General features: G+C 64.8%; 23 protein-coding genes. 8 read left to right on the top strand and 15 right to left on the bottom strand.

The annotated features are described in order from the left end of the window. Nucleotides 1–205: 205 nt before the first annotated feature. The 4 genes from leuA to NJH59_RS13380 all read left to right on the top strand — a co-directional run bounded on the left by leuA (nt 206) and on the right by NJH59_RS13380 (nt 5,976). On the top strand, nt 206–1,879 hold the full coding sequence (gene leuA / locus NJH59_RS13395) for a 2-isopropylmalate synthase (protein WP_043860402.1): 1,674 nt from the start codon (nt 206–208) through the stop codon (nt 1,877–1,879). A gap of 146 nt (nt 1,880–2,025) precedes the next feature. Then, the gene (locus tag NJH59_RS13390; protein WP_043860401.1) at nt 2,026–3,165 is read left to right on the top strand and encodes a hypothetical protein; all 1,140 of its coding nucleotides are present in this window, start codon (nt 2,026–2,028) and stop codon (nt 3,163–3,165) included. After that, nucleotides 3,165–4,601 (top strand): DUF6384 family protein, encoded by a 1,437-nt coding sequence (locus NJH59_RS13385; protein ID WP_253086874.1) that lies wholly within the window; start codon nt 3,165–3,167, stop codon nt 4,599–4,601. The genes NJH59_RS13390 and NJH59_RS13385 overlap by 1 nt, the downstream gene beginning before the upstream one ends. Before the next feature lie 4 nt (nt 4,602–4,605). Continuing rightward, nucleotides 4,606–5,976, top strand: a complete 1,371-nt coding sequence (locus NJH59_RS13380; protein WP_253086873.1) for a hypothetical protein — start codon at nt 4,606–4,608, stop codon at nt 5,974–5,976. Nucleotides 5,977–6,018: 42 nt separating this feature from the next. On the opposite strand, the gene NJH59_RS13375 is transcribed toward NJH59_RS13380, so the two are convergent. The 5 genes from NJH59_RS13375 to zwf all read right to left on the bottom strand — a co-directional run bounded on the left by NJH59_RS13375 (nt 6,019) and on the right by zwf (nt 10,533). Continuing rightward, nucleotides 6,019–6,753 (bottom strand): monalysin family beta-barrel pore-forming toxin, encoded by a 735-nt coding sequence (locus NJH59_RS13375; protein ID WP_253086872.1) that lies wholly within the window; start codon nt 6,751–6,753, stop codon nt 6,019–6,021. Nucleotides 6,754–6,763: 10 nt separating this feature from the next. Next, complete coding sequence (locus tag NJH59_RS13370) at nt 6,764–7,498, bottom strand: monalysin family beta-barrel pore-forming toxin (protein WP_157811420.1); 735 nt, start codon at nt 7,496–7,498, stop codon at nt 6,764–6,766. Between the two features lie 176 nt (nt 7,499–7,674). Further along, nucleotides 7,675–8,349 (bottom strand): bifunctional 4-hydroxy-2-oxoglutarate aldolase/2-dehydro-3-deoxy-phosphogluconate aldolase, encoded by a 675-nt coding sequence (locus NJH59_RS13365; RefSeq protein WP_043860397.1) that lies wholly within the window; start codon nt 8,347–8,349, stop codon nt 7,675–7,677. A gap of 17 nt (nt 8,350–8,366) precedes the next feature. Then, nucleotides 8,367–9,080 carry a 6-phosphogluconolactonase gene (gene pgl / locus NJH59_RS13360; protein ID WP_054915075.1) on the bottom strand — a complete coding sequence of 238 codons (714 nt, stop codon included), beginning with the start codon at nt 9,078–9,080 and terminating at the stop codon, nt 8,367–8,369. Then, a complete protein-coding gene (gene zwf / locus NJH59_RS13355; RefSeq protein WP_043860395.1) occupies nt 9,067–10,533 on the bottom strand; it encodes a glucose-6-phosphate dehydrogenase in 1,467 nt (488 codons plus the stop codon). The genes pgl and zwf overlap by 14 nt, the downstream gene beginning before the upstream one ends. Nucleotides 10,534–10,747: 214 nt before the next feature. On the opposite strand from zwf, the gene hexR reads away from it, so the two are divergent. Beyond that, a complete protein-coding gene (hexR, locus tag NJH59_RS13350; RefSeq protein WP_173925072.1) occupies nt 10,748–11,608 on the top strand; it encodes a DNA-binding transcriptional regulator HexR in 861 nt (286 codons plus the stop codon). Here hexR and NJH59_RS13345 read toward each other — a convergent pair. The 10 genes from NJH59_RS13345 to edd all read right to left on the bottom strand — a co-directional run bounded on the left by NJH59_RS13345 (nt 11,601) and on the right by edd (nt 23,472). Then, the gene (locus tag NJH59_RS13345) at nt 11,601–12,455 is read right to left on the bottom strand and encodes a D-hexose-6-phosphate mutarotase (RefSeq protein WP_043860393.1); all 855 of its coding nucleotides are present in this window, start codon (nt 12,453–12,455) and stop codon (nt 11,601–11,603) included. The genes hexR and NJH59_RS13345 overlap by 8 nt on opposite strands. A 111-nt stretch (nt 12,456–12,566) precedes the next feature. Continuing rightward, complete coding sequence (locus NJH59_RS13340) at nt 12,567–13,913, bottom strand: carbohydrate porin (RefSeq protein ID WP_253086871.1); 1,347 nt, start codon at nt 13,911–13,913, stop codon at nt 12,567–12,569. A 53-nt stretch (nt 13,914–13,966) separates the two neighbouring features. Continuing rightward, nucleotides 13,967–15,127 (bottom strand): ABC transporter ATP-binding protein, encoded by a 1,161-nt coding sequence (locus NJH59_RS13335; RefSeq protein WP_058541443.1) that lies wholly within the window; start codon nt 15,125–15,127, stop codon nt 13,967–13,969. A gap of 3 nt (nt 15,128–15,130) precedes the next feature. After that, nucleotides 15,131–15,976, bottom strand: coding sequence for a carbohydrate ABC transporter permease (locus tag NJH59_RS13330; RefSeq protein ID WP_043860390.1), 846 nt, complete (start codon nt 15,974–15,976; stop codon nt 15,131–15,133). Next, nucleotides 15,969–16,877 carry a carbohydrate ABC transporter permease gene (locus NJH59_RS13325; RefSeq protein WP_043860389.1) on the bottom strand — a complete coding sequence of 303 codons (909 nt, stop codon included), beginning with the start codon at nt 16,875–16,877 and terminating at the stop codon, nt 15,969–15,971. Before NJH59_RS13325 ends, NJH59_RS13330 begins: the two co-directional genes overlap by 8 nt. Nucleotides 16,878–17,004: 127 nt before the next feature. Further along, nucleotides 17,005–18,267 carry an ABC transporter substrate-binding protein gene (locus NJH59_RS13320; RefSeq protein WP_054915078.1) on the bottom strand — a complete coding sequence of 421 codons (1,263 nt, stop codon included), beginning with the start codon at nt 18,265–18,267 and terminating at the stop codon, nt 17,005–17,007. Nucleotides 18,268–18,377: 110 nt separating this feature from the next. After that, nucleotides 18,378–19,796, bottom strand: coding sequence for an ATP-binding protein (locus NJH59_RS13315; protein ID WP_078479989.1), 1,419 nt, complete (start codon nt 19,794–19,796; stop codon nt 18,378–18,380). 43 nt (nt 19,797–19,839) lie between these two features. Continuing rightward, a complete protein-coding gene (locus NJH59_RS13310; protein WP_054915080.1) occupies nt 19,840–20,595 on the bottom strand; it encodes a response regulator transcription factor in 756 nt (251 codons plus the stop codon). Between the two features lie 88 nt (nt 20,596–20,683). Further along, entirely contained in the window at nt 20,684–21,649 is a 966-nt protein-coding gene (locus tag NJH59_RS13305) for a glucokinase (RefSeq protein ID WP_253086870.1), read from the bottom strand. Continuing rightward, nucleotides 21,646–23,472 carry a phosphogluconate dehydratase gene (gene edd / locus NJH59_RS13300; RefSeq protein ID WP_058541439.1) on the bottom strand — a complete coding sequence of 609 codons (1,827 nt, stop codon included), beginning with the start codon at nt 23,470–23,472 and terminating at the stop codon, nt 21,646–21,648. The genes NJH59_RS13305 and edd overlap by 4 nt, the downstream gene beginning before the upstream one ends. A 252-nt stretch (nt 23,473–23,724) precedes the next feature. Between edd and gap the strand changes: the two genes are divergently transcribed. From gap to NJH59_RS13285, 3 genes are all read left to right on the top strand, one after another. After that, nucleotides 23,725–24,726: a type I glyceraldehyde-3-phosphate dehydrogenase gene (gene gap / locus NJH59_RS13295; protein ID WP_253086869.1), complete on the top strand. Its 1,002-nt coding sequence runs from the start codon at nt 23,725–23,727 to the stop codon at nt 24,724–24,726. Nucleotides 24,727–24,883: 157 nt separating this feature from the next. Then, entirely contained in the window at nt 24,884–25,402 is a 519-nt protein-coding gene (locus NJH59_RS13290) for a sigma-70 family RNA polymerase sigma factor (RefSeq protein ID WP_043860382.1), read from the top strand. 67 nt (nt 25,403–25,469) lie between these two features. Next, nucleotides 25,470–26,429: a FecR domain-containing protein gene (locus NJH59_RS13285; protein ID WP_054915084.1), complete on the top strand. Its 960-nt coding sequence runs from the start codon at nt 25,470–25,472 to the stop codon at nt 26,427–26,429. Nucleotides 26,430–26,544: the final 115 nt, after the last annotated feature.

Genomic DNA, 26,544 nt, shown 5'->3' with positions numbered 1-26,544 from the left:
ATTTTTTTGCAGTGCTTGCCATCGTTCACCCCACTGGTTAGGGTTGAACCCATGAAAACCACGCACACCCTCATCCTGCTTCGCCAACATCGCAGCCTTTGCCTGGTCAGTGCCCGACTACCAAGCTGAATCGCGTCGCCTCGCCCATTCATCACTTGTACGTTCGGCGGGCCCCTTTCAAGGCCGCACAATAAGGATTGCTTTCATGACCATGCTCAAAGACCCTTCGAAAAAATACCGTGCCTTCGCTCAGGTAAACCTGCCTGACCGCACCTGGCCCTCGAAGACCATCACGGCCGCGCCGATCTGGTGCAGCTCGGACCTTCGCGACGGCAACCAGTCGCTGATCGAGCCGATGGATGCGGTCAAGAAGCTGCGCTTCTGGAAGACCCTGGTCAGCGTGGGCGTGAAAGAAATCGAGGCCTCCTTCCCATCGGCCTCGCAAACCGACTTCGACTTCGTGCGCACCCTGATCGAAGACGGCCACATCCCGGACGACACCACCATCCAGGTGCTGACCCAAGCCCGTGAAGACCTGATCGCACGTACCTTCGAATCGCTGCGCGGGGCCAAGAAGGCCATCGTGCACCTGTACAACGCCACCTGCCCGGCATTCCGCCGCATTGTCTTCAACCAGGACAAGCAGGGCGTCAAGGACATCGCGGTGAACGCGGCCAAGCTGTTCGTCAAGTACGCCGCCCAGCAGCCGGAAACCCACTGGACGTTCCAGTACTCGCCAGAGACCTTCAGCGCTACCGAACTGGAGTTCGCCAAGGAAGTCTGCGACGCGGTGATCGAGGTGTGGAACCCGACCCCCGAACACAAGGTGATCCTCAACCTGCCAGCCACCGTGGAAGTTTCCACCCCGAACATCTATGCCGACCAGATCGAGTGGTTCGGGCGCAACGTGTCGCGCCGTGACAGCGTGATCATCAGCCTGCACACCCACAACGACCGTGGCACCGGCGTGGCTGCCACCGAGCTTGGCCTGATGGCCGGCGCCGACCGTGTCGAAGGCTGCCTGTTCGGCAACGGCGAGCGTACCGGCAACGTCGACCTGGTGACCCTGGCCCTGAACCTCTACACCCAGGGCGTGGACCCGGAGCTGGACTTTTCCGACATCGACGGCGTGCGCAAGGTGGTCGAAGAGTGCAACCAGATCCCGGTACACCCGCGTCATCCGTATGTGGGCGACCTGGTGCACACCGCGTTCTCCGGCTCGCACCAGGATGCGATCCGCAAGGGTTTCACCCAGCAGAAAGAAGACACCCTGTGGGAAGTACCGTACCTGCCGATCGACCCGGCCGACATCGGCCGCAGCTACGAGGCGGTGATCCGCGTCAACAGCCAGTCGGGCAAGGGTGGCATCACCTACCTGCTCGAACAGGAATACGGCATCAGCCTGCCGCGTCGCATGCAGATCGAGTTCAGCCAGGTGGTACAGGGCGAGACCGACCGCCTGGGCCTGGAAATGACCGCCCAGCAGATCTACAAGCTGTTGCAGAGCGAGTACCTGCAAGCCAACGCCCCGTATGCGCTGGTCAGCCATCGCCTGCAGGAAGAGAACGGCCACAGCGCCGTGGAAGTGGAAGTGGCCGGTGAAGGCGAAACCACCCTGCACTGGCGCGGCAAGGGCAACGGCGCCCTCGAGGCCCTGGTGGCCGGCCTGCCGGTAGCCGTGGAAATCATGGACTACAACGAGCACGCCATCGGTGCCGGTACCCACGCCAAGGCGGCGGCCTACATCGAACTGCGCGTGGCTGGTGGTCGTCCGGTGCACGGCGTGGGTATCGATGAAAACATCACCACCGCCAGCTTCAAGGCGCTGTTCAGCGCACTGAACCGCTCGCTGAGCCAGCAGGCTGCTAAGGCGGCGTAAACGCCAACTGACACGCTGCTGCATGCAATGCCCGCCTCTGATACGGAGGCGGGCATTTTTTTTGGTTGTGCGAAAGCCTGCGGGGCGCTGGCGTGCTCGGTATACTGCCGGCCTCATTATTTTTGCCACACCTGTAAGGACACTCAATGAGCCACTACCTGGAACGGGCACTCACCAGCCTGCGCACCATCGGCATCAACTTCATCCAGCCCGTTCAGGATGCCCCGGTTCTGGTACTGCTGGACCGCGTGGCCCACTACGACACCACCAAGGTCACCTCCATCGCCACCGTGCTGCAGCAGGCCACCAGCTTCAACAGCATGGTGCGCGAGCAGATCGAAGGCATGGACATCTCCACGCGCTTCATGGACATCACGCAGAGCTTCACCTCCATCCGCGAGGACGCCGCCGCCATGGCCGGCTGGATGGATGACGGGCGCCTGGACGCGATGGAAAAGATCAAGCTGACCTGGATGAACGTGCGTCGCGGCTCCATCCCCAGCCGCTTTGCCGATATCCGCGAAAACTACCTGAAGGTGTGCAAGTCGGCCAACGACCAGATCGCCCGCGAGAGCGTGATCCTGGAGTCGTACATGGACTTTCGCATGGCCATGAAAGCCGCCGAGGTGGAAGCCCAGCAGGTGCTGGCCATCGCTGGCGAGGCCCTGCAGCAGCGCACCCTGGCCCTGAACGAGGCCAACGCCCGGGTCGCCGACGCCGAAAGCGCCGAGCCCGCCGCACGCGCCGCGCTGGAACTGGGCCGTGATGAAGCCGTGCGCGCCCTGCAGGACGAAGACAAGCGCTACCAGATCATCAAGGACATCGCCGATGACCTGAAGGTCGGCTACAACACCGCCGAAATGGTCTTTGCACGCATCAATCAGGTGCACGTGATCAAGGAGCGTCAATACCAGCGCATGGTGTCGTTCTTTTCCACCAACGAAGTGGTGCTCACCGGGCTTGCCGTGTCGTTCACCGCCAACAGCGGCCTGGCCGAAGCCACCCACACCCTCAATGCCACCACCGACGGCATCAGCCAGGGCCTGGAGTCGCTGGGCAGCACCGGCAACCAGCAGCTCGAAGCCGCGGTCAAGGCCAGCTATGGCTCGACCATCAAGGTCGACTCGGTGCGCGCCCTGGCTGACGCCACGCTGTCGTTCCAGACCGACATGAAGCAGATGGCCGACACCTACCGCGCAGAGTCGAGCAACGCCGCCCGGGATATCGCCGAAGCCGTCGAAGAGGCCAAGCGCAAGTTCGCCGCCCTGCTGACCAAGGCCGCCTGATGAGCAGTGTTCCTCTGTCCGAACAGCTGGGCGCGATGGCGGTGGTCGACCAGCTGCGCCATCAGCAGATGCAGGTGCAGGAGCACCTGAACCTGCCGCAGCGCCGCGCTGAAGTCGCCGAGCGTATCCGCACCTACTACCAGGCCCAGGGCATCGCCTATGACGATGCGCTGATCGAACAGGGTGTGCGGGCGTTCTTCGCCCGGCGCCTGGCCTTCGAGGCGCCCGAACAGACCGCATTGCAACGCCTGACCACGCGCCTGCTGCTCAACCGCAGGAAGCTCATGCGCATCCTGCAACTGATCGTCGTCGCGCTGCTGGCCGTACAGTGCACCCGGGTGGTGAACGACACCGCCAAGACCTCCAAGGTGCAGGACAACGTCCGTACGGCCGAGTATCGCAGCAGCGATCTGAGCGCCGACCTTGCGCAGCACCAGTCGCGCCTCGATGCGCTGCAGCAAGCCGTCGCGCAACAGCCCGAGCCCGCGGCCACGCGCCTGCTGGGGCCGCTTGCCGAGCGGCTGACGCAGGTTCAGACACTGCTGACGCACCGACCGTGGCCGCAACTGATCGACAGCGACAACCGCGACAGCGTGCAGCAGGACCTCGATACCTACGAACGCAACACCCAGTCGGCGCGCGCGCAACTGAGGCAGGCCGACAAGGGCCTGAGTAACGTCCAGGTCATTATCGATGCCCGCAGCCGCCTGCAGGCCGTACTGCACAACCCGGCGTTCACCGCAGGCGCCAAGCGTTTCGGGGTGATGGCGCAGCAGGCCCGGGTGGCCGACCAGGCCATCGGCAACGCCGACACCCAGGGCATCGAGGTGGTCGACCGTGAGGTCGGTGAGCTCGAAAGCCAGCTCGATCGCATTCAGCAGGTCCAGCCGCTGATCCGGCGCCTGGACGAAATCGAGCAGCAGTTGCCCGCCCTGCGCCTGCCGCCGAACGACCTGCGGGTGGTGCGTGCCCAGGCCGCCCAGGTCGACAAGGCCATCGACGCCCTGCAGGCACGCCAGGCCAGCGACCACCTGTCGACGCTTGACAGCCTGCTGGTGTTCGCCCGTCAGGCACTGGAGCTGCGGGTGGTGGACCGCTACGGCGTCAAGTCGGGGGTCGAGCGCTGCTATGACCAGGCGCTGTGCAACCAGGGCGGTGACTCCCTGCAGGGCAAGAGCTGGTACCTGGTGGTCGAGGCCGTGGACGCCGCCGGCAACCCGATCAGCGTGCCGGTCACCAGTTCGGAAACCGGCGAATCGCGCTGGGCGTCCTACTTTGGTGTGCGGGTCAGCCAGGCCGAGTACCTCAAGGTCAAGGAAGACAAACTCAGCGACGGCCACATCGACGACCTCGCCATGGGCAGCAAGCCTGCCAACATGCTGAGCCTGAAATTCAACCAACGTGTCGCCAAACCCGACATGATCCTGGACTGGTGATGACATGAGACCCAGCAAGCTCATCGGTATCGTCGCCGACAATGCACGCAGTTTCGAGCACGTGCTGCGCGACGCAGAACAACAACTGGCCAGTGCCACCGAGCGCCAGATGGCGCTCGAACAGGACATCCTGACCCGCCTGCGCAGCATCGCGACCCTGCAGCTGGAGCACGCCCCGTCGCTGCAGGACGAGGTGGTTCAGGCCCTGCACGAACGCCAGCTGGCCCAGGGGCAGTTGCGCCAGCAACTGCTGGAGGTCGAGCAGCAGATCGCCCAGTCGCTGGAGGAGACCGCGCAGGTACAGGAGCGCCTCGACGACCTCGACCGCCAGGCCCGCGACCAACTGGCCCAGGACCCGACCTACACGGCGCAGATGCACCAGCTGGAACAGGCCATCGCCGCCAACCTCGAAACCGTCACCGGGTATGCCGACATACGCCAGGAGTGTGCCGACAAGCTGCCGATGTTCGGCCGCAACCCGATCTACCACTTCCTGCGTGATCGCGATTTCGGCACCGAACAGTATCGGTTGGGCCGCATCAGCCGCTGGCTCGATGGTTGGCTGGCCAGGCAGGTCGACTACAGCGGCAACCGCAGCAACGAGCTGAACCTGCTCAACATGCAGCAGCGCAACGAGGCACTGCAGCTCGAACGCGACGCGCACATTGCCGCGCTGGAGCAAAGCACCGGCCAGCAACTGGCCGACGCCCAGCAGCAGGCAGGCATGGAGCCGCTGCGCGAAGCGCACAAGGCGTTGTACAAGCAGACCGTGGCCAGCAAGCAGCAGGCCAACGACATTCACGCGCAACTGACCGCATTCACCCACAACCAGGACCCGCACTACCTGCGTGCCCGCCAGTGGCTCACCGACCAGTTGCAGGCCAAGAGCATCGAGCAACTGCTCGAGCAGGTGAAGAAGACCCCCGATACCGCAGACGACCAGATCGCCTTGCAGCTGCAGCGGCTGTACCCGCAGGTCGACGGCGTGGAACGGGCACTGGCCGAGGCGCGCCAGACCCATGGCCTGGCCCAGCAGTCCTATGACCGGGCCAAGGAGCTGGAGCGCGCGCTGCGCACCGACTTCTTCCGTGACGACGGCTATCAGTACAAGGCAACGCTGGGCATCGAACGTCTGCTGTCGGACTACATGACCCGCGATGTCACCCTGGGCTATCTGGTCGGGACCATCCGCGAACACCGCGAACTGGTGCCGCGCGTCGCCGTCGAGCGCAACTCGTACAGCAGTAGCAGCTCGGGGTCGAGCTGGAGCAGCTCCAGTTCCAGCAGTTCGAGCAGCAGCTCCAGCAGCAGTGGCGGCTTCTCCAGCTCCGACAGCAGCGGGGGCGGCGGCTTCAGGACCTCGGACAGCTTCTGATGGCATGCCCGCTGGCCTGCCGACGCAGGCCAGCGCGGCGCATCACCCGCGCGGGTAGCGCTCGTTCACGCTGAAATCGAAGCGCCAGCAGCCCGCGTTCTTCCGGGAACTGTAGTGCTCGAACAACACCTTTTTCTGCAGTTCGTCCCAGCCGAGCGGGTCCACCGAGGCCTCCTCCAGCACCGTGACCAGCGTGTCGGTGGCAACCGACGACAGGTAGATCAGGTCTTCGCGCATCACCTGCGCGTCGGCATCGAGAATCGGCAGCACCTTGTTGTGCTCGAAGTAGTAATCGATCTCCGACGCGCCCATCACACAGTGTGCGTACAGGATGTGCACCTGATAGGCATAGAACACCCCGGGGCCGACCAGCTTGCGGGTATGCTTCTGGGTGGTGGAGTCGTTCCAGCTTTGCGCAGCCTGGAACGATACCCGGACCTCTGAACTCACCCCCACGCCCTTGAATTCCAGCTGCACGCCACCAGACACTTCGGTGGTACGGCTGAAGCTTCGGGTAAAGCCATGGGTGACCTCGAAGGTGCGTTCATCCTCGCCGTTGCTCGGTACCTGGACGGTGCCGACATGCTCCACGTAAGCGGCAACCGGCACCGAATACATGTCCCACCAGCGCTTGCCGTCGAACATCTGGCCGAACTCGGTGGCATCCTTTATCCAGCAGGCCTGGCGTACCTTGTCACCGCCAAAGAGGTACTTGTCGATGTGGTAGCTCCCGCGCTGTGCGGGGGAGTCGGCGCCAAACACGTTGTCTTCACTCATGACGGTTCCCTCAGTACTTGTAGTGAATCTTCTGGCTTGCGGAAAAATCGAACGACCAGGCGCCGGCATTGCATTCAACCTCGTAACCTTCGGTCAGCACCTTGCGCTGCAGGGCATCCCAGGCAATCGGAGGGGTGGCCGCGGCATCGGCCACCGCCACATACACGGCCGTGCTGATGGCCGACAGGAAGTACAGGTCGGTACGCCCCTGCGTGGCCAGCGTCTTGCTGGTGCGAAACGCCTTGCTCAGCTGTCCGGCCGAGGTCGCGCAATGGGCATACACCAGGTTCATCTGGTAGATGGCGAACACCCCGCTGCCGGGCAGCAGCAGCGTCAGGCGGTTGTCGTTCGGCGCCCCCCAGGCGATGTCGTCGACAAAGCCGGTGTGCAGGCTGGAGAGGATATTGACCCGCTCGATGGCCGACGACACCGAATAGGGCGCGTCCACTTCACGGATGAACTGCTTGCTGTGGCCCTGGGCAAAGGTGATGGCATGGCGCTGGTTGCTCAGGCCGTTGAGCCGCAGGGTATCCACCGCTGACAGGTAGGCGAACACCGGTCGGGTGTAGGTGGCCCAGGCACTGGAGCCAATGCGGATATCGCCGTAGACGGTCTTGCCGTTGACCCAGCAGCCGGGTGCCAGGCGCTTGCCGCCGATCAGGTGGCGCTCGAGCGAATAGGACCCGGTCTTGACCGCGTAGCCGCTGAGTCGCGGATTTGTAGCGTGTTCGATTTCGTCGTCCAAGGTATGCACTCCCTGCAGAAAACCCATGAGTTTTCGATACTAGGGAGGCCGCGACAGGCTCGGCAGCGGGACGTGCTTCCTGGATGGGCAGCGGCCTTGCCGGTCAATGGCGCCGGCAAAAAAAAAGGTGCGCCGACCAAGCGCACCTCAAAGCCGTACAGCACACAACGAATTCTCTAGTCCAGCAACGCCAGCGCCTGGGCACTGCACGCCTGCACGCGTGCCCACTCGCCGTTCTTGATCCAGCTGCTGTCGAGCATCCAGGTTCCGCCCACGCACATCACATTGGCCAGGGCCATGTACTGCTTGACGTTGCCCGGGTTGACCCCGCCGGTGGGGCAGAAACGCACCTCGCCGAACGGCCCGCCGAATGCCTTGATCGCCGCCGCCCCGCCGCTGATCTCGGCCGGGAACAGCTTGAAGCGCCGATAGCCCAGCGCGTAGCCCATCATGATCTCCGAGGCGCTGCTGATGCCCGGCAACAGTGGCAACGGGCTCTCGACCCCCGCCTCCAGGATGTCCTGGGTGCACCCCGGCGTGACCACGAACTGCGCACCGGCCTGTTCCACCGCCGCCAGCATGCTGCGGTCGAGCACCGTACCGGCTCCGACGCACAGCTCCGGGCGCTGTTCGCGCAGCAGGCGGATGGCGGTCAGGCCGTGTTCGGAACGCAGCGTCACCTCGAGCGTCTTCAGCCCCCCGGCCGCCAGCGCATCGGCCAGCGGCAGGATGTCCTGCTCGCGGGCGATGGTGATCACCGGCAGAATGCGCGCCTGGCCGCAGATGCGGTCGATCAGGGCAATCTTGTCGGCCATGGAAATGCCCGGCTGTGAAGGTTCAAGGGTTGTCATAACGGCGTGTCCTTGGTTCATGGGCACCAGTAGATTTCCAGGGGGTCTTGAAGAAAGGCGCGAATCGGCATCTGCGCCGGGTCGTCACCGCCCAGCGCGGCGCGCAGGGTAGCGAGTTTGCCCGGCCCTTGCACCGACAACAGTGTCGCACCTGCACCGGCCAGCACACGCCGGGTCAGGGTCAGGCGCTGATGCGGCACGCTCGGCGCCAGCATCGGCAGTACCCGGCGCTGGCTCTGGGCCTGCAGGCCCTCGGCCAGGTTGGGGCTGCCCGGAAACAGCGAGGCGGTGTGACCGTCATCGCCCATGCCCAGCACCAGCACATCGATCGGCGGCAGCTGGGCAAGCGCCTGGTCCGCCTGCTCGGCAGCGGCTTCGAGGCTCGCGGCGGGACGGTACAGGCCGACGAACCGCGCCTTGGCGGCCTCGCCCTGCAACAGGTGCTGCGCCACCAGGCCGGCATTGCTGTCGGCATGTTCCACCGGCACCCAGCGCTCGTCCGCCAGGCTGACCACCACCCTGGACCAGTCCAGCGGCTGCCTGGCCAGGCGCTGGAAGAACGCCACCGGGCTGCGCCCGCCCGACACCACCAGGGTGGCCTGGCCGTTTTCGTCCATCGCCGTGCGCAACCGCTGCGCCACATCCACAGCCAGGCCCTCGGCCAGGCGCGCCGCATCGGCAAACTCATGTGCCGTCACGCTCGCCGGCAGTTGCAGTTCAGATATCGCCATACCATGCCCTCCCATCGCGGGTAATCAGTGCTATCGAGCTCATCGGCCCCCAGGTGCCCGCCGCATACGGCTTGGGCGCATCACCGGCGTGTTTCCAGCCGGCGATCAACTGGTCGCACCATTTCCACGCATATTCGATTTCATCCTTGCGTACAAACAGGTTCTGGTTGCCGCGCATCACTTCCAGCAGCAGGCGCTCGTAGGCATCCGGAATGCGTGCGCTGTGCCAGGTATCGGAAAAATTCAGCTGCAACGGGCCGCTGCGCAGTTGCATGCCCTTGTCCAGGCCCTGCTCCTTGGTCATTACCCGCAACGAAATGCCTTCGTCCGGCTGCAGGCGGATGATCAGCTTGTTGCCGATCTGCAAACGTTGTTCCGCCGCGAAGATGTAGTGCTGCGGCTCCTTGAAATGGATGACGATCTGCGACAGTTTCTGCGGCATGCGCTTGCCGGTGCGCAGGTAGAACGGCACCCCGGCCCAGCGCCAGTTGCGGATATCGGCCCGCAGCGCGACGAAGGTTTCGGTGTCGCTCTGGGTATTGGAGTTGTCTTCCTCGAGGTAGCCGGGCACAGCCCGCCCCTCGCTGTAGCCCGCTATGTACTGGCCACGCACCACCTGGGTGCTCAGGCCCTCGCCGCTGATCGGTGCCAGTGCCTTGAGCACCTTGACCTTCTCGTCGCGAATGCTGTCGGCCGAGAGGTCGCTGGGCGGGTCCATGGCGATCAGGCACAGCAACTGCAGCAGGTGGTTCTGGATCATGTCGCGCAGTTGCCCGGCCTTGTCGAAGTAGCCCCAGCGGCCCTCGATGCCGACCTTCTCGGCCACGGTGATTTCCACGTGGGAGATGGAGTTCTGGTTCCACTGGGTTTCGAACAGGCTGTTGGCAAAGCGCAGGGCAATGAGGTTCTGCACCGTCTCCTTGCCCAGGTAATGGTCGATGCGATACACGCGGTTTTCGGGGAAGTACTGCGCCACCGCGTCATTGACCCTGCGCGACGACTCCAGGTCATGGCCGATGGGCTTTTCCAGCACCACGCGGGTGCGCTCGCTCAGGCCGACCTTGTCGAGGTTCTCGCAGATGCCGCCGTACACCGCCGCGGCGGTGGCGAAATAGGCGATCAGTGGCGCGTCGGGTTGTACCTGTTCGAGCAGCGCCGGGTAGTCCTGAGCCTGAAGAAAATCCACATGCAGGTAGCTCAGGCGCGCCATGAAGCGCTGCAGGGCCAGGGCTTCGATATCGCTGCCCACGTGCTTGTGCAGGTGCGCCTCGATCGTCGCCAGGTGCTCCTGCGGGCTGCCGGCTTCGCGGGCCAGTGCCAGCACGCGGGTCTGCTCATTCAGCAGGCCCGCGCGATCGAGCTGGTACAGCGCCGGGAACAGCTTGCGCAACGCCAGGTCGCCCAGGGCGCCGAACAGGGCAAAGGTGCAGGGTTCAACGGTGATCGAAGCCATGATGTTGGTTCTTTTATCAAGTTGACGTAGAAATACCGGTTTCAATCGCAGTTTTCAAGGGCTAATGTAGTAAAACTAACAACATATTGCCGTGTATACAGAATCAAGTGGTGCGCCAACCGTGCCATCAGTACGATAGGCCACCGCGTAAAAAGCCGTCTGCCCGTGGCAGCCGGCGGCCTCCCCGACCCAAGGACATACCCCCATGGACCGCGTGCGAAACCTCCTGGAGCAGATCCAGGGCCGCCTCGACGAGCTGAACAAGGCTGAGCGCAAAGTCGCCGAAGTCATCCTGGCCAACCCGCAGCAAGCCACCCGCTTCAGCATCGCGGCGCTGGCCCAGGCAGCCAAGGTCAGCGAACCCACCGTCAACCGCTTCTGCCGTTCGTTCGGCGTCAGCGGCTACCCCGAGCTCAAGCTGCAACTGGCGCAGAGCCTGGCCAGCGGCGCCGCCTATGTCAGCCGTGCGGTAGAAGCCGACGACGACCCTGCATCCTATACCCAGAAGATCTTCGGCAGCGCCATCGCCTCGCTCGACAGTGCCTGCCAGCAGCTCGACCCGCAACTGGTCAGCCGCGCCGTCGACATGCTGATCCAGGCGCGTCAGATCCACTTCTTCGGCCTGGGCGCCTCGGCCCCGGTGGCACTGGACGCACAGCACAAGTTCTTCCGCTTCAACCTCGCCGTGTCGGCGCATGCCGACGTGCTGATGCAGCGCATGCTGGCCTCGGTGGCCCATACCGGCGAGCTGTTCGTGATCATCTCCTACACCGGGCGCACCCGCGAACTGGTCGAAGTGGCGCGCCTGGCGCGGGAAAACGGCGCTTCGGTGCTCGGCCTCACCGCTGCCGACTCGCCACTGGCCAAGGCCAGCAGCCTGAGCCTGAACATCCCGCTGCCTGAAGACACCGACATCTACATGCCGATGACCTCGCGCATTATCCAGCTGACCGTGCTCGACGTGCTGGCCACCGGCATGACCCTGCGCCGTGGCGTGGACTTCCAGCCGCACCTGCGCAAGATCAAGGAAAGCCTCAACGCCAGCCGCTACCCGATCGACGACGAACTCAATTGAGCGAATGCGCCTGCAACTGCAGGTGCGCCCGCTCCCCCGGCGCTAGGCTGAGGCTGTCGCTGCTGCCACTGGCGGCCTCGACGCAGATGAAGCCCTGGGTCTCGCTGCCGCTCACGCCCATCAGCGGCCGGCTGCCTGGATGCCACACCACGGTGTCGTCGCTGTCGCCGGTATCGATGCACAGCTGACGCTGCCAGGCCGGGTCGTTGACCTGCAGGGTCGCAGCATTCTGGAACACCCGCTGACAGCCGCCCTGCACTTTCAAGGCGCCCTTCTGCTGGCATGCCTGACGCCTCAGATGATCGTACCCCCTCGCATTCTCGAGCCCAGATAGCGCTATCTCGGAAACGTCACTAATACGCCAGTAGGCCAGCAGAGCATGACTCAACTGGCATGGCAGGCTGTCCTGGTGCTCGGTGCTCAGTTGCAACTGCATGCGCTGGCCCAGGTTGGCCACCAGGTCGACCTGCCAGTCGCACAGTTGCAGGCGCCACGTGAGGGTCACACCCTCGTCGCTTTCGCTGCTGTCGATCAGTTTCCAGTCGAGCAGGCGCGCCCAGCCGTGGGCCGGCCACATGTCTTCACTGGGGTGACGGCCGTACCAGGGCCAGCACACCGGCACACCGCCACGAATGGCGCCGACCTGCGGCCACTGCGCCGCGCACCACAGCCACGGGCGTTCGCCACGGGGCTGGAAGTGCAGCAGTTGCGCGCCCTGGCGACTGAACACCGCCTGGCACTGTGGGTGATCGATGATCAGCACGTCGCGCTGCTGGTAACGCTCCCACTCGAAGGTCGGTCGCGGCCGCTGCGAGGTGAAGAAGCGTTGAAGCGGGTGCTCGGACATGTTTCGGGACTCTTGTTGTTAGGGGGGCCTGTTCGCCGGCAACGCCGGCTCCTACAGAAGTCGACCTTGCCGGCAAAACGCCGAATTGGCGTAAATTTACAACATATCCCCTCAGAACGACGACTGAATCTTCAGCCCGGCGACGACCGCGTTGTCCACCTCGCTCACCCCGCCCGGGTGACGGATGTACTGAAGGTTGGGGCGCACGGTCAGCCAGTTGGTCACGTGCACGCCGTAGTACAGCTCGGCGTTGTACTCGGTACGCTGGATCGGCACGAAGCCCATGTCGTTGTAGTCATCGATACCGCTGACCCCATTGAGCTGCTGCGCACGCTTCTTCACGTCATCGTTGACATGAATGCGCGCCACGCCGAAGCCGATGTCGTCCTTGGGCCGCGAATCGAAGGCGCCCTTGTACACCATGCCCACCTGCTGGTAGTTGTCGACCACGTTGGTGGCCTTGTCGTGCACGGTAAAGTTGGCGAACAGGCTCAGGCCGCGATTGGCATCGCCGTTGTGCGCAGTAACCTGCTGCTGCGCCACCACCCACCAGCCATGCTTGCTCGAATGCGACTTGGGGTCTGCGCCAGTCAGGCCCTGGGGTTGGCCATTGACGTCCTCGTAGATGTCATCGGCCTTGGCAGTGCTGTAGTAGTAACCCAGGCGGTACTCGCCGGGCAGGCCGTTGACCCTGGGGGCCCACACCAGCTCCACCGGCAGGATCATGCCCTTGGTGCCGCTGCCGCTGAGCTTGAAGCCATTGCCCGTCTCAAGGTTCGAAGGGTTCTGCTCGAACACCCCGACCTGGGCGAAGAACTCCGGCGTGAGGTTGTACTTGGCGCGCAACGCCCACTGGCTGACCGGCCAGTTGTACCAGATGCTGCCCACCCAGTTGCCCACCTGCGAGCCGCAGAAGGCCAGGTTCTGGAAATCGCAGGGGAAGCTGTTGAACTCCTCGCCCGGGCCGAAGCGCCCCGCCTTGAGGTCGAGCTTGCCGTCGAGGTAGGTCTGCTTGACCCACATCTGGGTCAGGCGCCAGGTCTGCCCGCGGCCCCACACCTCCTGCACCGAGCTGAACTGCCCGGCCCGAGGGTCGCTGATGCGGTCGTTGGACAGGTTGCGCCCGCTGCGCTCGGTGATCGCCAGCTTGAACTCGGCGTCGTGCCAACCCAGGATCTTCTCCAGGTCCATCTTCACACCCAGGGCGAACTGGTCGCTGTAGCGCGCCGTCTTGTCGTTGTTGTAGCCACCCTTCAGGTTGCCGGCAACCTCGCCCACGTAATCCAGCGAAAAATCGTAGCCCTTGTCCAGCAACTCGGTGCGTGTGCCGCCCCAGTCGCCACTCATCCACTTCGACTCCGGGTCGAAGGCGCCGGCAGCGTGCGCCCCGCAACTGACCCCGAAGGCCGCCAGCAGGGTCATGCAGCCCCGCGGCAAAACACGTTTGAAATGATCCATCCCCTGTGTCCTCGTCTTATTGTTTTCGATGGTGTCCATGCTTTACAACGAATTCAGCGGCCCCTGAATTGGGCAATGTTGTCGGTGCCGACCGTATCGAGCGGTGCACGCCCGCGCCCCAGCCGTTCGCCCGTTTCTGCATCGAACAGCAGCACCCGCGCAGGATCGAACTGCAAGCTCAGGCTTTCGCCGACCTGCGGCGCGAACTCCGGTGCCAGTCGGCAGCACACCTTGGTCTGGTTGAGGGTCACGAACACCAGGGTGTCCGGCCCGGTCGGCTCGGTGACCTGCACCTGGGCGCGAATGCTCGGCAGGCCATTGCCTTCGACCGCCGCCAGGCTGATCTGCTCCGGGCGGATGCCCAGGATCACCTCGCGCGCCTCCAGCCCCGCCTCGCCGATGCCCAGCGGCAGTTCGCAGCGCCCCTGGCCGCTGTCGAGCAGGGCCAGCAGGCGACCCTCCTGGCGTTGCAGGCGCAAGGGTATGAAGTTCATCGGCGGCGAGCCGATGAAACTCGCCACGAACAGGTTGGCCGGGTCGTTGTAGATCTGCTGCGGGGTGCCGAACTGCTGGATCAGCCCATCCTTCATCACCGCCACCTTGTCGCCCAGGGTCATGGCCTCGATCTGGTCGTGGGTCACGTACACCGTGGTGGTCTTCAGGCGCTGGTGCATCAGCTTGATCTCGGTGCGCATCTCCACCCGCAGCTTGGCGTCGAGGTTGGACAGCGGCTCGTCGAACAGGTAGATCCTGGGCCGGCGTGCCAGCGCCCGGCCCATGGCCACGCGCTGCTGCTGCCCACCGGACAGCTGGCCGGGCTTGCGCCCCAGCAGGTGCTCGATCTGCAGCAGCTTGGCCACCCGCGCCACCTCCTCGTCGATGGCCGCCGGGGTCATCTTGCGAATCTTCAGGCCGAAGGCGATGTTGTCGCGCACGTTCATGGTCGGGTACAGCGCATACGACTGGAACACCATGGCGATGTCGCGATCCTTGGGGCTCATGCCACTGATGTCGGCGTCGTCCACCAGAATCGCCCCGCCGCTGATCTGCTCCAGCCCCGCGATGCAGTTCATGAGGGTGGATTTGCCGCAGCCCGAGGGGCCCACCAGGATCAGGAACTCGCCCGAGCCGATCTTCAGTTCGATGTTCTTCAGCGTGTCCGGCAGGCCGCTGCCGTAGGTCTTGTTGACGTTGCGCAATTCAAGCGTTGCCATGTTCTACCCCTTGACCGCGCCGGCGGTGAGCCCACGCAGGAAATACTTGCCAGCCAGCACATAGACCAACAGGGTCGGTAACCCGGCGATCATCGCCGCCGCCATGTCGACGTTGTATTCCTTGGCCCCGGTGCTGGTGTTGACCAGGTTGTTGAGGGCCACGGTGATCGGTTGCGCGTCGCCACTGGCGAACACCACGCCGAACAGAAAATCGTTCCAGATCTGGGTGAACTGCCAGATCAGGCACACCATGATGATCGGGATCGACATGGGCAGCAGGATGCGCCCGAAGATGGTGAAGAACCCCGCGCCATCCAGCCGCGCCGCCTGCACCAGGGCCTGGGGCACGCTGGTGTAGTAGTTGCGGAAAAACAGCGTGGTGAAGGCCAGGCCGTACACGATGTGCACCAGCACCAGGCCGGTGGTGGTACTGGCCAGGCCCAGCTTGCCGAGGGTGAACGAGGCCGGCAGCAGCACCGTCTGGAACGGCAGGAAGCAGCCGAACAGCAGCAGCCCGAAGAACAGCTGCGAGCCGCGAAAGCGCCACATCGACAGCACGTAGCCGTTGAGCGCTCCCACCAGGGTGGAGATCAGCACCGCCGGCACGGTGATCTTCACCGAGTTCCAGAAATAACCGCCCACCGCGTCCCAGGCCTTGACCCAGCCGATGCCGGTGATCACCTCGGGCCAGCTCAGCAGGTTGCCGGTGCGGATGTCGTCGGGGCTCTTGAAGCTGGTCAGCAGCATCACGATCAGCGGCACCAGGTACACCAGGCAGGCCGCGATCAGGGTGGCGTAGACCGCCAGGCGGCTCAGGCTCGGTCGACGAGCAGCAAGTGAACTACTCATGGCGCTTGCTCCTGAGTTCCGAATACAGGTACGGCACCAGGATCGCCAGGATCGCACCCAGCATCAGGATCGCGCTGGCCGAGCCCATGCCCATCTGGCCGCGGCTGAAGGTGAACGAATACATGAACATCGCCGGCAGGTCCGAAGCGTAGCCCGGGCCACCGGCGGTCATTGCCGCCACCAGGTCGAAGCTCTTGATCGCGATGTGCGCCAGGATCATCAATGCACTGAAGAACACCGGGCGCAGGCTGGGCAGCACGATGCGCAGGTAGATGGTCGGCAGGCTCGCGCCATCGACCTGGGCGGCGCGGATGATCGACGGGTCGACCCCGCGCAGCCCGGCCAGAAACAGCGCCATGACGAACCCCGAGGCCTGCCACACGGCAGCAATCACCAGGCAGTACACCACGCGATCGGGGTCGACCAGCCAGTCCAGGCGAAAGCCTTCCCAGCCCCAGTCGCGCAGCATCTTGTCCAGGCCAAGACCGGGGTTGAGCAGCCATTTCCAGGCGGTGCCGGTGACGATCATCGACAGCGCCATGGGGTACAGGTAGACGGTGCGGATAAAGCCTTCGCGGCGGATACGCTGGTCGAGCAGCACCGCCAGCAGCACGCCGACCACCAGGCTGATGCCGATGAACATGCCGCCGAACAGCAGCAGGTTCTTGCTGGCGACCCACCAGCGGTCGTTGTCCATCAGGCGGGCGTACTGGGCCAGGCCCACCCACTTGTAGCTGGGCATGAAGCTTGAATTGGTGAATGACAGGACGAAGGTCCACAGGATGTAGCCGTAGAAGCCCACCAGCACGATCAGCATGCTCGGCGCCAGTACCAGTCGGGGCAGCCAGCGTTGCAATGCATCGAGGGGTGAGGCCTTGTTGAGGACGGCGATAGTGCTCATCGGAAGGTTCTCGGTTGGAAAGGCGGCGCGTTGCGCCGCATCGCGGGTCAAGCCCGCTCCCACAAAGTCATCGCAGTACCTGTGGGAGCGGGCTTGACCCGCGATGAGGCCCGGTAGATTCAGCGGATCATTTAGCCGACTTGATCGCCGAATCCAGCTGCTTGACCGCCTTGGCCGGGTCGGCCTTCGGGTCGTTGAGGAAGTTGGTCACCACATCGAAGATGGCGCCCTGCACCGCCAGGCTGGTGGCCATGTTGTGCGCCATGCTCGGTTGCAGGCCATCGCCCTGCTCGGCCGCCTTGAAGTCCGCGGCGGACTTTTGCGTGCAGGCATCGAACGGGCCCATGTCCATGTCCTGGCGTACCGGCAGCGACCCCTTGTTCTGGTTGAACACGGTCTGGAACGCCGGCTCCAGCGCCACCTTGGCCAGGTCGTTCTGGGCCTTGATGTCGTTCTCGTCCTTGAGCCTGAACATCACCAGCGAGTCGATGTTGTAGGCAAAGCTGCCCTGGGTACCGGGGAACGCTACGCACTCGTAGTCCTTGCCGGCGATCTTGCCCGCAGCGGTCCATTCGCTCTTGGCCCAGTCGCCCATGATCTGCATGCCGGCCTTGCCGTTGATGACCTCGGCGGCCGCAACGTTCCAGTCACGCCCGGCACGGTTGGGGTCCATGTAGGTACCCAGGCGCTGCAAGGTGCTGAACGCCTCGATCATCTGCGCACCGGTCAGGGTCTTTTCATCCAGTTCGACAAAGGCTGCGTGATAGCCCTTGGGCCCGAGAATGCTCAGCACCACGTCCTCGAACACGGTACTGTCCTGCCACGGCTGGCCGCCGTGGGCCAGGGGCACGAAGCCGGCAGCCTTGAGCTTGTCGGCGGCGGCGAACAGTTCGTCCAGGGTGGTCGGCACCTTGGCCCCGGCCTTGGCGAACACCTGCGGGTTGATCCACAGCCAGTTGACCCGGTGGATGTTCACCGGCACGGCCACGTAATGACCGTCGTACTTCATGATGTCGGCAACCTTTCTGGGCAGCAGCGCGTCCCAGTCGTTGGCCTTGGCCACATCGTCCAGGTTGGTCAGCAGGCCCAGCGCGCCCCAGTCCTGGATGTCCGGGCCCTTGACCTGGGCAGCGGCTGGCGGGTTGCCGGCCACCGCGCGGCTCTTGAGCACGGTCATGGCGGCCGCGCCGCCGCCCCCGGCCACAGCGTTGTCCTTCCACACAAAGCCGTCCTGTTCGATCTGCTTGCGCAGCGTGTCCACGGCCGCCTTCTCGCCACCGGACGTCCACCAGTGGGTCACCTCGACCGTGCCGGGCTCGGCAGCCAGGGCGCTCAATGGCAACAGGGAAGCAAGGGAAACAACGGCGGCGAGGCGATTGATCGCATTCATCAAGGGAAACCTTTCTTGTTGTTATGCCGGTGCAAGTCATGCTGCTTGCGCGTGAATCGAAGTCTAGCCACCCACTGGGGCGGCAGAAGTAACGAAGGGATGCGCGAATGTCACCGACCTGTGACATTCACCCGCTGGCCCGCACTGCGCGGCAGGCTCAGGGTGACCCGCAGGCCGCCTTCGCGCAGGTTGCGCAGGCTCACCTCGCCCCCGTGGCTGTGGGCGATGTTGCGCGCGATGCCCAGCCCCAGCCCGTAGCCCTGCTGCTGGCCGGCCAGGCGCACATGTGGCTCGAACACCTGTTCCTGGCGCTGCTCCGGCACGCCGGGGCCCTCGTCGTCCACCTGCAGCACGAAGCCGGTGGCACTGTCGATGATGCGCAGGTGCGCACGCTCGCCGTACTTGAGCGCGTTGTCGATCAGGTTGCCGATGCAGCGCTTGAGCGCCAGCGGCTTGCCCGGATACGCCGCCAGCGCCCTGCCCTGCACGGTGACGCGCGCACTGGCCAGGTAGGGCTCCACCAGGCAGTCGAGCACCTGGTTGAGGTCGATGGGTTCGATGTTCTCGTGGATGTCGGTGTCCTTCACGCACTGCAGGGCGCCCTTGACCAGCAGCTCCAGCTCGTCCAGGTCACGGCCGAACTTGTGTTGCAGCTGTTCATCCTCCAGCAGCTCGACGCGCAGGCGCAGGCGCGTGATCGGCGTGCGCAGGTCGTGGGAGATCGCGCTGAACAGTTGGCTGCGCTCGGTCAGGTAGCGGCTGATGCGTTCGCGCATGGCATTGAAGGCGCGCCCCACCTCCACCACTTCGCTGCCGCCGCCCTCCACCTCCGGCGGCGCGTCGGCGCCCAGCGACAGCTCCCGCGCCGCGCGTGCCAGGCGCTTGAGCGGACGGGTCTGCCAATGCACCAGCAGGCCGATGAACAGCAGCAGAAAGAAACTGGTCAGTGCGATGAACCCCACCTGCTGGCGCGGCAGGCCCTCGGCCTCGAGGCTGGTGTAGGGCTCGGGCAGCAGCGAGGCGATGTACAGCCATTCGCCCTCGCCCAGGCGGATCTGGGTCACCAGCACCGGCGGGTTGACCGGCTCCAGGGTCAGCGAGTAGTGCGCCCAGGAGCGCGGCAGTTCATCGAGCTTGAGCCCGCTGTTGAACAGACGCAGTTGCTCGGGGCCGACGAACTCCACCGAGATTTCCATCTGCTCGCCCAGGCGCTCGTGCAGTACCTGCTCGAACGCCTCGATCACCGCCTGCTTGCGCGGGGTCACCGGCAGCACCTGCATGTCCAGCGGCCGGTCATTGAGCGACACCACGAAGCGCGTGCCCCCCATGCTGCGCAGCTGGTCCAGCACCAGCGGCCGGTAGGCCAGCGGCAGCGAACGGAAGTAACTGACACTGGCGGTCATCGAATGCGCCAGGCTGCGCGCGCTGGCCAGCAGCCCTTCGAGCTGGCTGGCGCGCAACTGCGACACCCAGATCACGCTGGACAACCCCTGGGCCGCCGTCACCACCAGCAGGGTCAGCAGCAGCATGCGCCCCAGCAGTGAGCGTGGCAGCGGCAGGCGCCAGCGCCGCTCAGTGCGCGGGCGCAACACTGGCCGCCAGCAGGTAGCCGCTGCCGCGCACGGTGCGGATCAGTCGCGGAGGTTTTTCGGTATCGCGCAGACGCTGGCGCAGGCGGCTGACCGCCATGTCGACGATACGGTCCAGCGGCATCGGCTCGCGACCACGGGTGGCATTGCCGATGGTGTCGCGGTCGAGGATCTGTTGCGGGTGGTCGAGGAACAGCTTGAGCAGGGCGAAATCGGCGCCAGACAGGATCACCTCTTCGCCGTCGCGGTGGAACAGGCGGTGGCTGACCGTATCCAGGCGCCACTCGTCGAAGGTCAGCACGTCACCGCCGGGGCGTTCATGCATGAAGCCGGCGCGGCGCAGCAGGGCCTTGATGCGGGCTTGCAGCTCGCGGGGGCTGAAGGGTTTGCCCAGGTAATCGTCGGCGCCCAGTTCCAGGCCGATGACGCGATCGGTTTCGTCGGAACTGGCGGTGAGCATGATGATCGGCACCCGCGCCTGACGCGGGTGCTGTCGCACCCAGCGGCACAGGCTGAAACCGTCTTCGTCGGGCAGCATCACATCGAGGATCACCAGGTCGGCGCCGTGTGTGTCCAGGGCCTGGCGAAAACCCTGGCCATCGGCCTGGGCCTGCACCTGGAAGCCGCATTTGCTCAGGTAGGCCTGCAGCAGTTCACGGATGTCCTGGTCGTCATCGACCAGCAGAATCGACTTGGTCACGGTTGTTGTCCTTGTCAGTGCATTCCTTGGCGGCCCCATCGCGGGTCAAGCCCGCTCCCACAGGTACGGCATCGAACCTGGTGGGAGCGGGCTTGACCCGCGACAGGGCCCGGCCAGTCACTCCAACTCAGGCGTGCTGGGCCAGTGCCTGCTGCAACGCCACTCCCGCCCCTTCCAACCCGGAATACTCCGCCGTCACCAGCCACACCGGCACCCCTTCAAGGTAGGCGCTCATGCAGCCCTTGTCGGCAAAACTCGCGGCAAAGCCGCTGCGCAGGAACAGCTCGGCAAAGCGCGGAATCACTCCGCCCACGATGAACACCCCGCCACGCCCGCCCAGGGTCAGCACATTGTTGCCGGCCACCCGCCCCAGAAAGCGGCAGAACTGCTCGATCACCTCCAGCGCCACCGGGTCGTCGTGCAACGCCGCGTCGGTGATCTGGGCCGGCGTGCCCAGCGTGGGGGCATGCCCGTCCAATGCACAGATGGCGTGGTACAGGCGCAGCAGCCCGCCGCCGCTGAGCACGGTTTCGGCGCTGACGTGGCCGGTGTCCTGCGCGATCGTCTGGCGAATCGCCGCCTCGCGCGCACTGCCCACCGGCAGGTCGACATGCCCGCCCTCACCCGGCAGCGCCAGCCAGCGCTGCTCGCCCAGGCCAAGCAAGGTCCCTACACCCAGGCCGGTACCCGGCCCGATCACCACCGCCGGACGGGTGGTGTCCGGCGTGCCGGCGCACACATTGCGCACTTCATCCGGCTGCAGGCGGGTCATGCCCAGTGCCATGGCGGTGAAGTCGTTGATCAGCAGCAGGTGCTCGACCTGCAGGTTGGCGCAGAATGCCTTGCGGCTCAGACGCCAATGGCTGTTGGTGAAACGAAACTCATCGCCGCTGACCGGCCCGGCCACCGCCAGGCACACCGCCGCCACCTCGCCCTTGACCAGGCCCTGCGCGGCCAGGTACACGCCGATGGCCTGCTCGGGGCTGGTGTAGTCAGCCGTGGGGAACACCTGCACCGCGTGCAGCGCGTTGTCGCGCCACAACGCGAAGCGGGCATTGGTGCCGCCTATGTCACCGACCAGTGCGACCTTCATTTGAAGTTCTCCAGGGCCGAGGTGAAGGCGCTGGCGCCCTGCTCGGCCGAGCTCAGCGCCACGCGCAGGAAGCCGAACAGCTCGCGCCCGCAGCCCAGGTCATTGCCCAGCGGCGCTGCCGGCAGTTCGCGAGCGGCCAGTTCGGCCGGCTCGACGCGCACCTGCAAGGTGCCGGCCACGCCGTCCACGCGCACGATGTCGCCATCGCGCACCCGCGCCAGCGGGCCGCCATCGAACGCTTCCGGGCACACATGAATGGCCGCCGGAATCTTGCCCGAAGCTCCCGACATGCGCCCGTCGGTCACCAACGCGACCTTGAAGCCGCGGTCCTGCAGCACACCCAGGAACGGGGTCATCTTGTGCAGTTCGGGCATGCCGTTGCAGCGCGGGCCCTGGAAGCGCACCACGGCGACGAAATCGCGCTCCAGCTCGCCGGCCTTGAACGCATCGGCCAGTTCCTGCTGATCGTGGAACACCCGCGCCGGGGCTTCGACCACCTGGTGCTCGGCCGCCACCGCAGACACCTTCATCACCCCACGGCCAAGGTTGCCTTGCATCACCCGCAGGCCGCCCTCGGCGGAGAACGGTTTGGCCACCGGACGCAGGATGCTTTCGTCAAGGCTGGCCTCGGGGCCTTCGCGCCACACCAGCCTGCCGTTGTCCAGGAACGGCTCCTGGGTATAACGGCGCAGGCCGGGGCCAGCCACGGTGTTCACGTCCTCGTGCAGCAACCCGGCATCGAGCAGCTCGCGGATCAGGAAGGCCATGCCGCCCGCCGCCTGGAAGTGGTTGATGTCGGCCTTGCCGTTGGGGTACACGTGCGACAGCGTTGGCACCACCTCGGACAGGTCGGCCATGTCCTGCCAGGTCAGCTGGATGCCGGCCGCCTGGGCAATCGCCGGCATGTGCAGAGTATGGTTGGTGGAGCCGCCGGTGGCGTGCAGCGCGACGATGGAGTTGACCAGCGACTTCTCGTCGACGATCTCGCCCAGCGGCATGAAGTTGCCACTGGCCCTGGTCAGGCGCGTGACCTGCTGCGCGGCCTCTACGGTGAGCGCATCGCGCAGCGGCGTGTACGGGTTGACGAACGAGGCACCGGGCAGGTGCAGGCCCATCACTTCCATCAGCAACTGGTTGGTATTGGCCGTGCCGTAGAAGGTGCAGGTACCGGGGCTGTGGTAGGACTTCATTTCCGACTCCAGCAGCTCTTCGCGACTGGCCTTGCCCTCGGCGTAGCGCTGGCGCACGTCGGCCTTTTCCTTGTTGGAGATACCCGAGGGCATCGGCCCGCCCGGCACGAACAGCTGGGGCAGATGGCCAAAGCGCAGCGCCCCCATCAACAGGCCCGGCACGATCTTGTCGCAGATACCCAGCAGCAGCGCCGCGTCGAACATGTTGTGCGACAGCGCAATCGCGGTGGACATGGCGATCACTTCACGGCTGGCGATGCCCAGCTCCATACCCGGCTCACCCTGGGTGACACCGTCGCACATGGCCGGCACCCCGCCGGCAAACTGGCCCACCGAGCCGATTTCGCGCAGCGCCTGCTTGATCTGCTGGGGGAAGTGCTCGTAGGGCTGGTGCGCCGAGAGCATGTCGTTGTAGGCCGAGACGATGGCGACGTTGGCCGCGTTCATCATGCGCAGGCTGTGCTTGTCGTCGCTGCCGCAGCCGGCCACGCCATGGGCGAAGTTGGCGCATTGCAGCTTGGCGCGCATCGGGCCGTCGCTGGCCGCCCCGCGAATCAACTGAAGGTAGCGCTCGCGGGTAGGACGGCTACGGGCGATCAGCCGTTCGGTGACCTCAAGAATGCGCGGATGCATGTACTGGACTCCAGGCTAAGGGGCAGCAACCTCTGCGGCGGTTTCCCTTACAAACGATTGCGACCTAGGCTCAAGGCAGGGGCGCGAATGTCGGTGGGTAACGGCTTGGCCGGTCACTCGTTGTAGATTGAACAAAATACTGCCAGCAAAAAGGCTTGTTTTCTATTTTTTTACGAATAATCTTGTAATTCCAACAACAAAATCAGATTCAGGCTCTTTCCGGGGCTCAGACAGTCTGCCAGAGGTAGCTCCATGACATTACGTATCGCAATCAATGGTTTTGGCCGCATCGGCCGCAACATTCTTCGCGCACTGTATACCCAAGGCTACCGTCAGGACCTGCAGGTCGTCGCCATCAACGACCTGGGCGACAGCTCGATCAATGCGCACCTGCTCAAGTACGACAGCGTGCACGGGGCATTCGATGCACAGGTTCACAGCGATGGCGAGAGCATCACGGTCAACGGCGACCGAATTGCCGTCAGCGCGATTCGCAACCCTGCCGAGCTGCCGTGGCAGGCGCTGGGTGTGGACGTGGTGTTCGAATGCACGGGCCTGTTCACCGAGCACACCCGGGCCGCGGCCCATCTTACTGCCGGGGCACGCAAAGTCATCATCTCGGCCCCTGGCAAGGGCGTGGACGCAACGGTGGTGTACGGGGTCAACCACGACATCCTGCGCCCCTCGCACCAGATCATCTCCAGTGCTTCGTGCACCACCAACTGCCTGGCGCCGGTGGCGCAGGTACTGCACCGCGAACTGGGCATCGAACAGGGCCTGATGACCACCATCCATGCCTACACCAACGACCAGAGCCTGACCGACGTGTACCACAGCGACCCGTACCGGGCACGGGCGGCCACCCAGTCGATGATCCCGAGCAAGACCGGCGCAGCCGAGGCCGTGGGCCTGGTGTTGCCGGAACTGGCCGGCAAGCTGACCGGCATGGCGGTGCGGGTGCCGGTGATCAACGTTTCGCTGGTGGACCTGACCCTGAACGTGACACGCGAGGCCAGCGTGGAAGAGGTCAATGCGCTGATGAAAGAGGCCAGCCAGCACTCGAAGATCCTCGGTTACAACACCCTGCCGCTGGTGTCGTGCGACTTCAACCACAACCCGCTTTCGTCGATCTTCGACGCCAATCACACCAAGGTGGCCGGCAAGATGCTCAAGGTGATGGCCTGGTACGACAACGAATGGGGCTTTTCCAACCGCATGCTGGACAACTGCCTGGCGCTATGGGAGGCGCGATAGTCTCAAGCCGCAAGCTTCAGGCGGCAGGCAAGCCGGGGGGTAAGCCTGCTTTTCCTCCTGCCGCCTGGCGCTGAAAGCTTGCCGCTGCTTTTCCCCCTTGACCAACAGCATTGATGATAAGCATTATCATTCGCTGAAATCCCGGTCAGGTATCGCTGTGAGTCAGTCCCACTTCAACGCCGTCTTCCTCGCCCAGCGGGTCACCCTGCTACGCACCCTGCAGCGCATGGTCGACAACCCCAGCACCGCCGAAGACCTGCTTCAGGAAACCTACCTGCGCGTCACCCGCGCCCTGGGCGAACGCCCCATCGAGCACCTCGAACCCTTCGTGTTCCAGACCGCCCGCAACCTCGCCCTGGACCACCTGCGCGCCCGCCGCGTGCAAGCCCGCACCCTGCTCGACGATGTGCCCGAGGCGGTGCTGCACAACGTGGCCGCCAGCCACGGCAGCGCCGAGGACGCCACCCACGCGGAGCAGTTGCTGCGCCGCCTGAGCACCTCGCTGGGCGAGCTCAGCGCCCGCCAGCAGCGCATCTTCATCCTCAGCCGATTGCACGGCGCCAGCTATCTGGAAATCGCCGAACAACTGAAGGTGTCCGCCAGCACGGTTCAGAAGGAACTGAAACTGATCATGGCCATCTGTGTAGGCGTAGCCGATCGTCTCAATCGCGATTGAGCCTGCTTGCCTCACATGCCGATACACTTGATCATTACCTGATACACAAGCATGCCAAGGACCCTCCGTGACCGACAGTGCCCCTGACCGCCCTGCGCCGCCAGACCCGGCTGCCTGCGACAGCGCCATGGACCAGGCGCTGGACTGGCTGATACGCCTGCAATGCGCCACGCCCGAAGACACCCGGGCCTTCGAGGCCTGGCTCGAGGCCGACCCGGCCAATGCCCCGGCCTACGTGCAGGCCGAAGCCCTGTGGCACGGCGACAGCGTGCGCGCCGCCGCGCTGCAGCTGCAGCAACGTCAGCGCCCCTCACGCCTGGCCCGCCTGCGCCCGCACTGGAAGCCGCTGGCCACCGCCGCGGTGCTGCTGGTGGGTGTGTTCACGGTCGGCAACCTGCCCATGCGCCTGCAGGCCGATCACCTGACCGTGGTCGGCGAGCGCCAGCGCCTGGAACTGCAGGACGGCTCCAAGGTACTGCTCAATACCAATTCGGCGTTCTCCAGCAACATCAACGACCGCCAGCGCATCGCCCGGCTGTACCAGGGCGAAGCTTACTTCCAGGTCCCCGGCGGGCAGCAGCCCTTCGAGCTGCGCGCCGGGCCGTTGCGCGCCAGCGTGCGCGACACCGATTTCGCCGTGCGCTACCTCGACGGCCAGGCACAGGTGCGGGTGCAGCGCGGCGACGTCGACCTGCTGGGCAACAGCGACCAGCGCATCCGCCTGTCGGCCGGCGACAGCATCAGCCTCGGCCCCAACGGTTTCAGCCAGCGCGAGCGCCTGGACGGGCAAAAGGACCTGGCCTGGATCGAGGGCCGGCTGGTGTTCGAGAACTGCCCCCTGAGCCAGGTGCTGGCCGAGTTGGGGCGCTACTACCCGGGCTGGATCATCAACACCAGCGAGCGCCTGCAGAACGTCGCCGTCACCGGCAACTACCGCCTCGACCAACCCCTCGAAGCGGTGCGCTCGCTGGCCCACATCACCTCCGCACGCCTGCAGGAGTACCCGGCGCTGGTGATTCTGAACTGAATCGGAATCTTTTTTTACGCGATGCCCCGTGGTCACACGTCTCGTTATAGCCAATGCAACTGATTCTTATTTTTGAATCGGCCGCACCTATAACATTCGCGCGACAGGGAGCGCT

The sequence above is a fragment of the Pseudomonas sp. VE 267-6A genome, from assembly GCF_024126555.1.
Taxonomy (GTDB): domain Bacteria; phylum Pseudomonadota; class Gammaproteobacteria; order Pseudomonadales; family Pseudomonadaceae; genus Aquipseudomonas; species Aquipseudomonas palmensis.
Note: the sequence above shows the minus strand (reverse complement) of the source record. Positions and strands in the feature narration are given on the sequence as shown.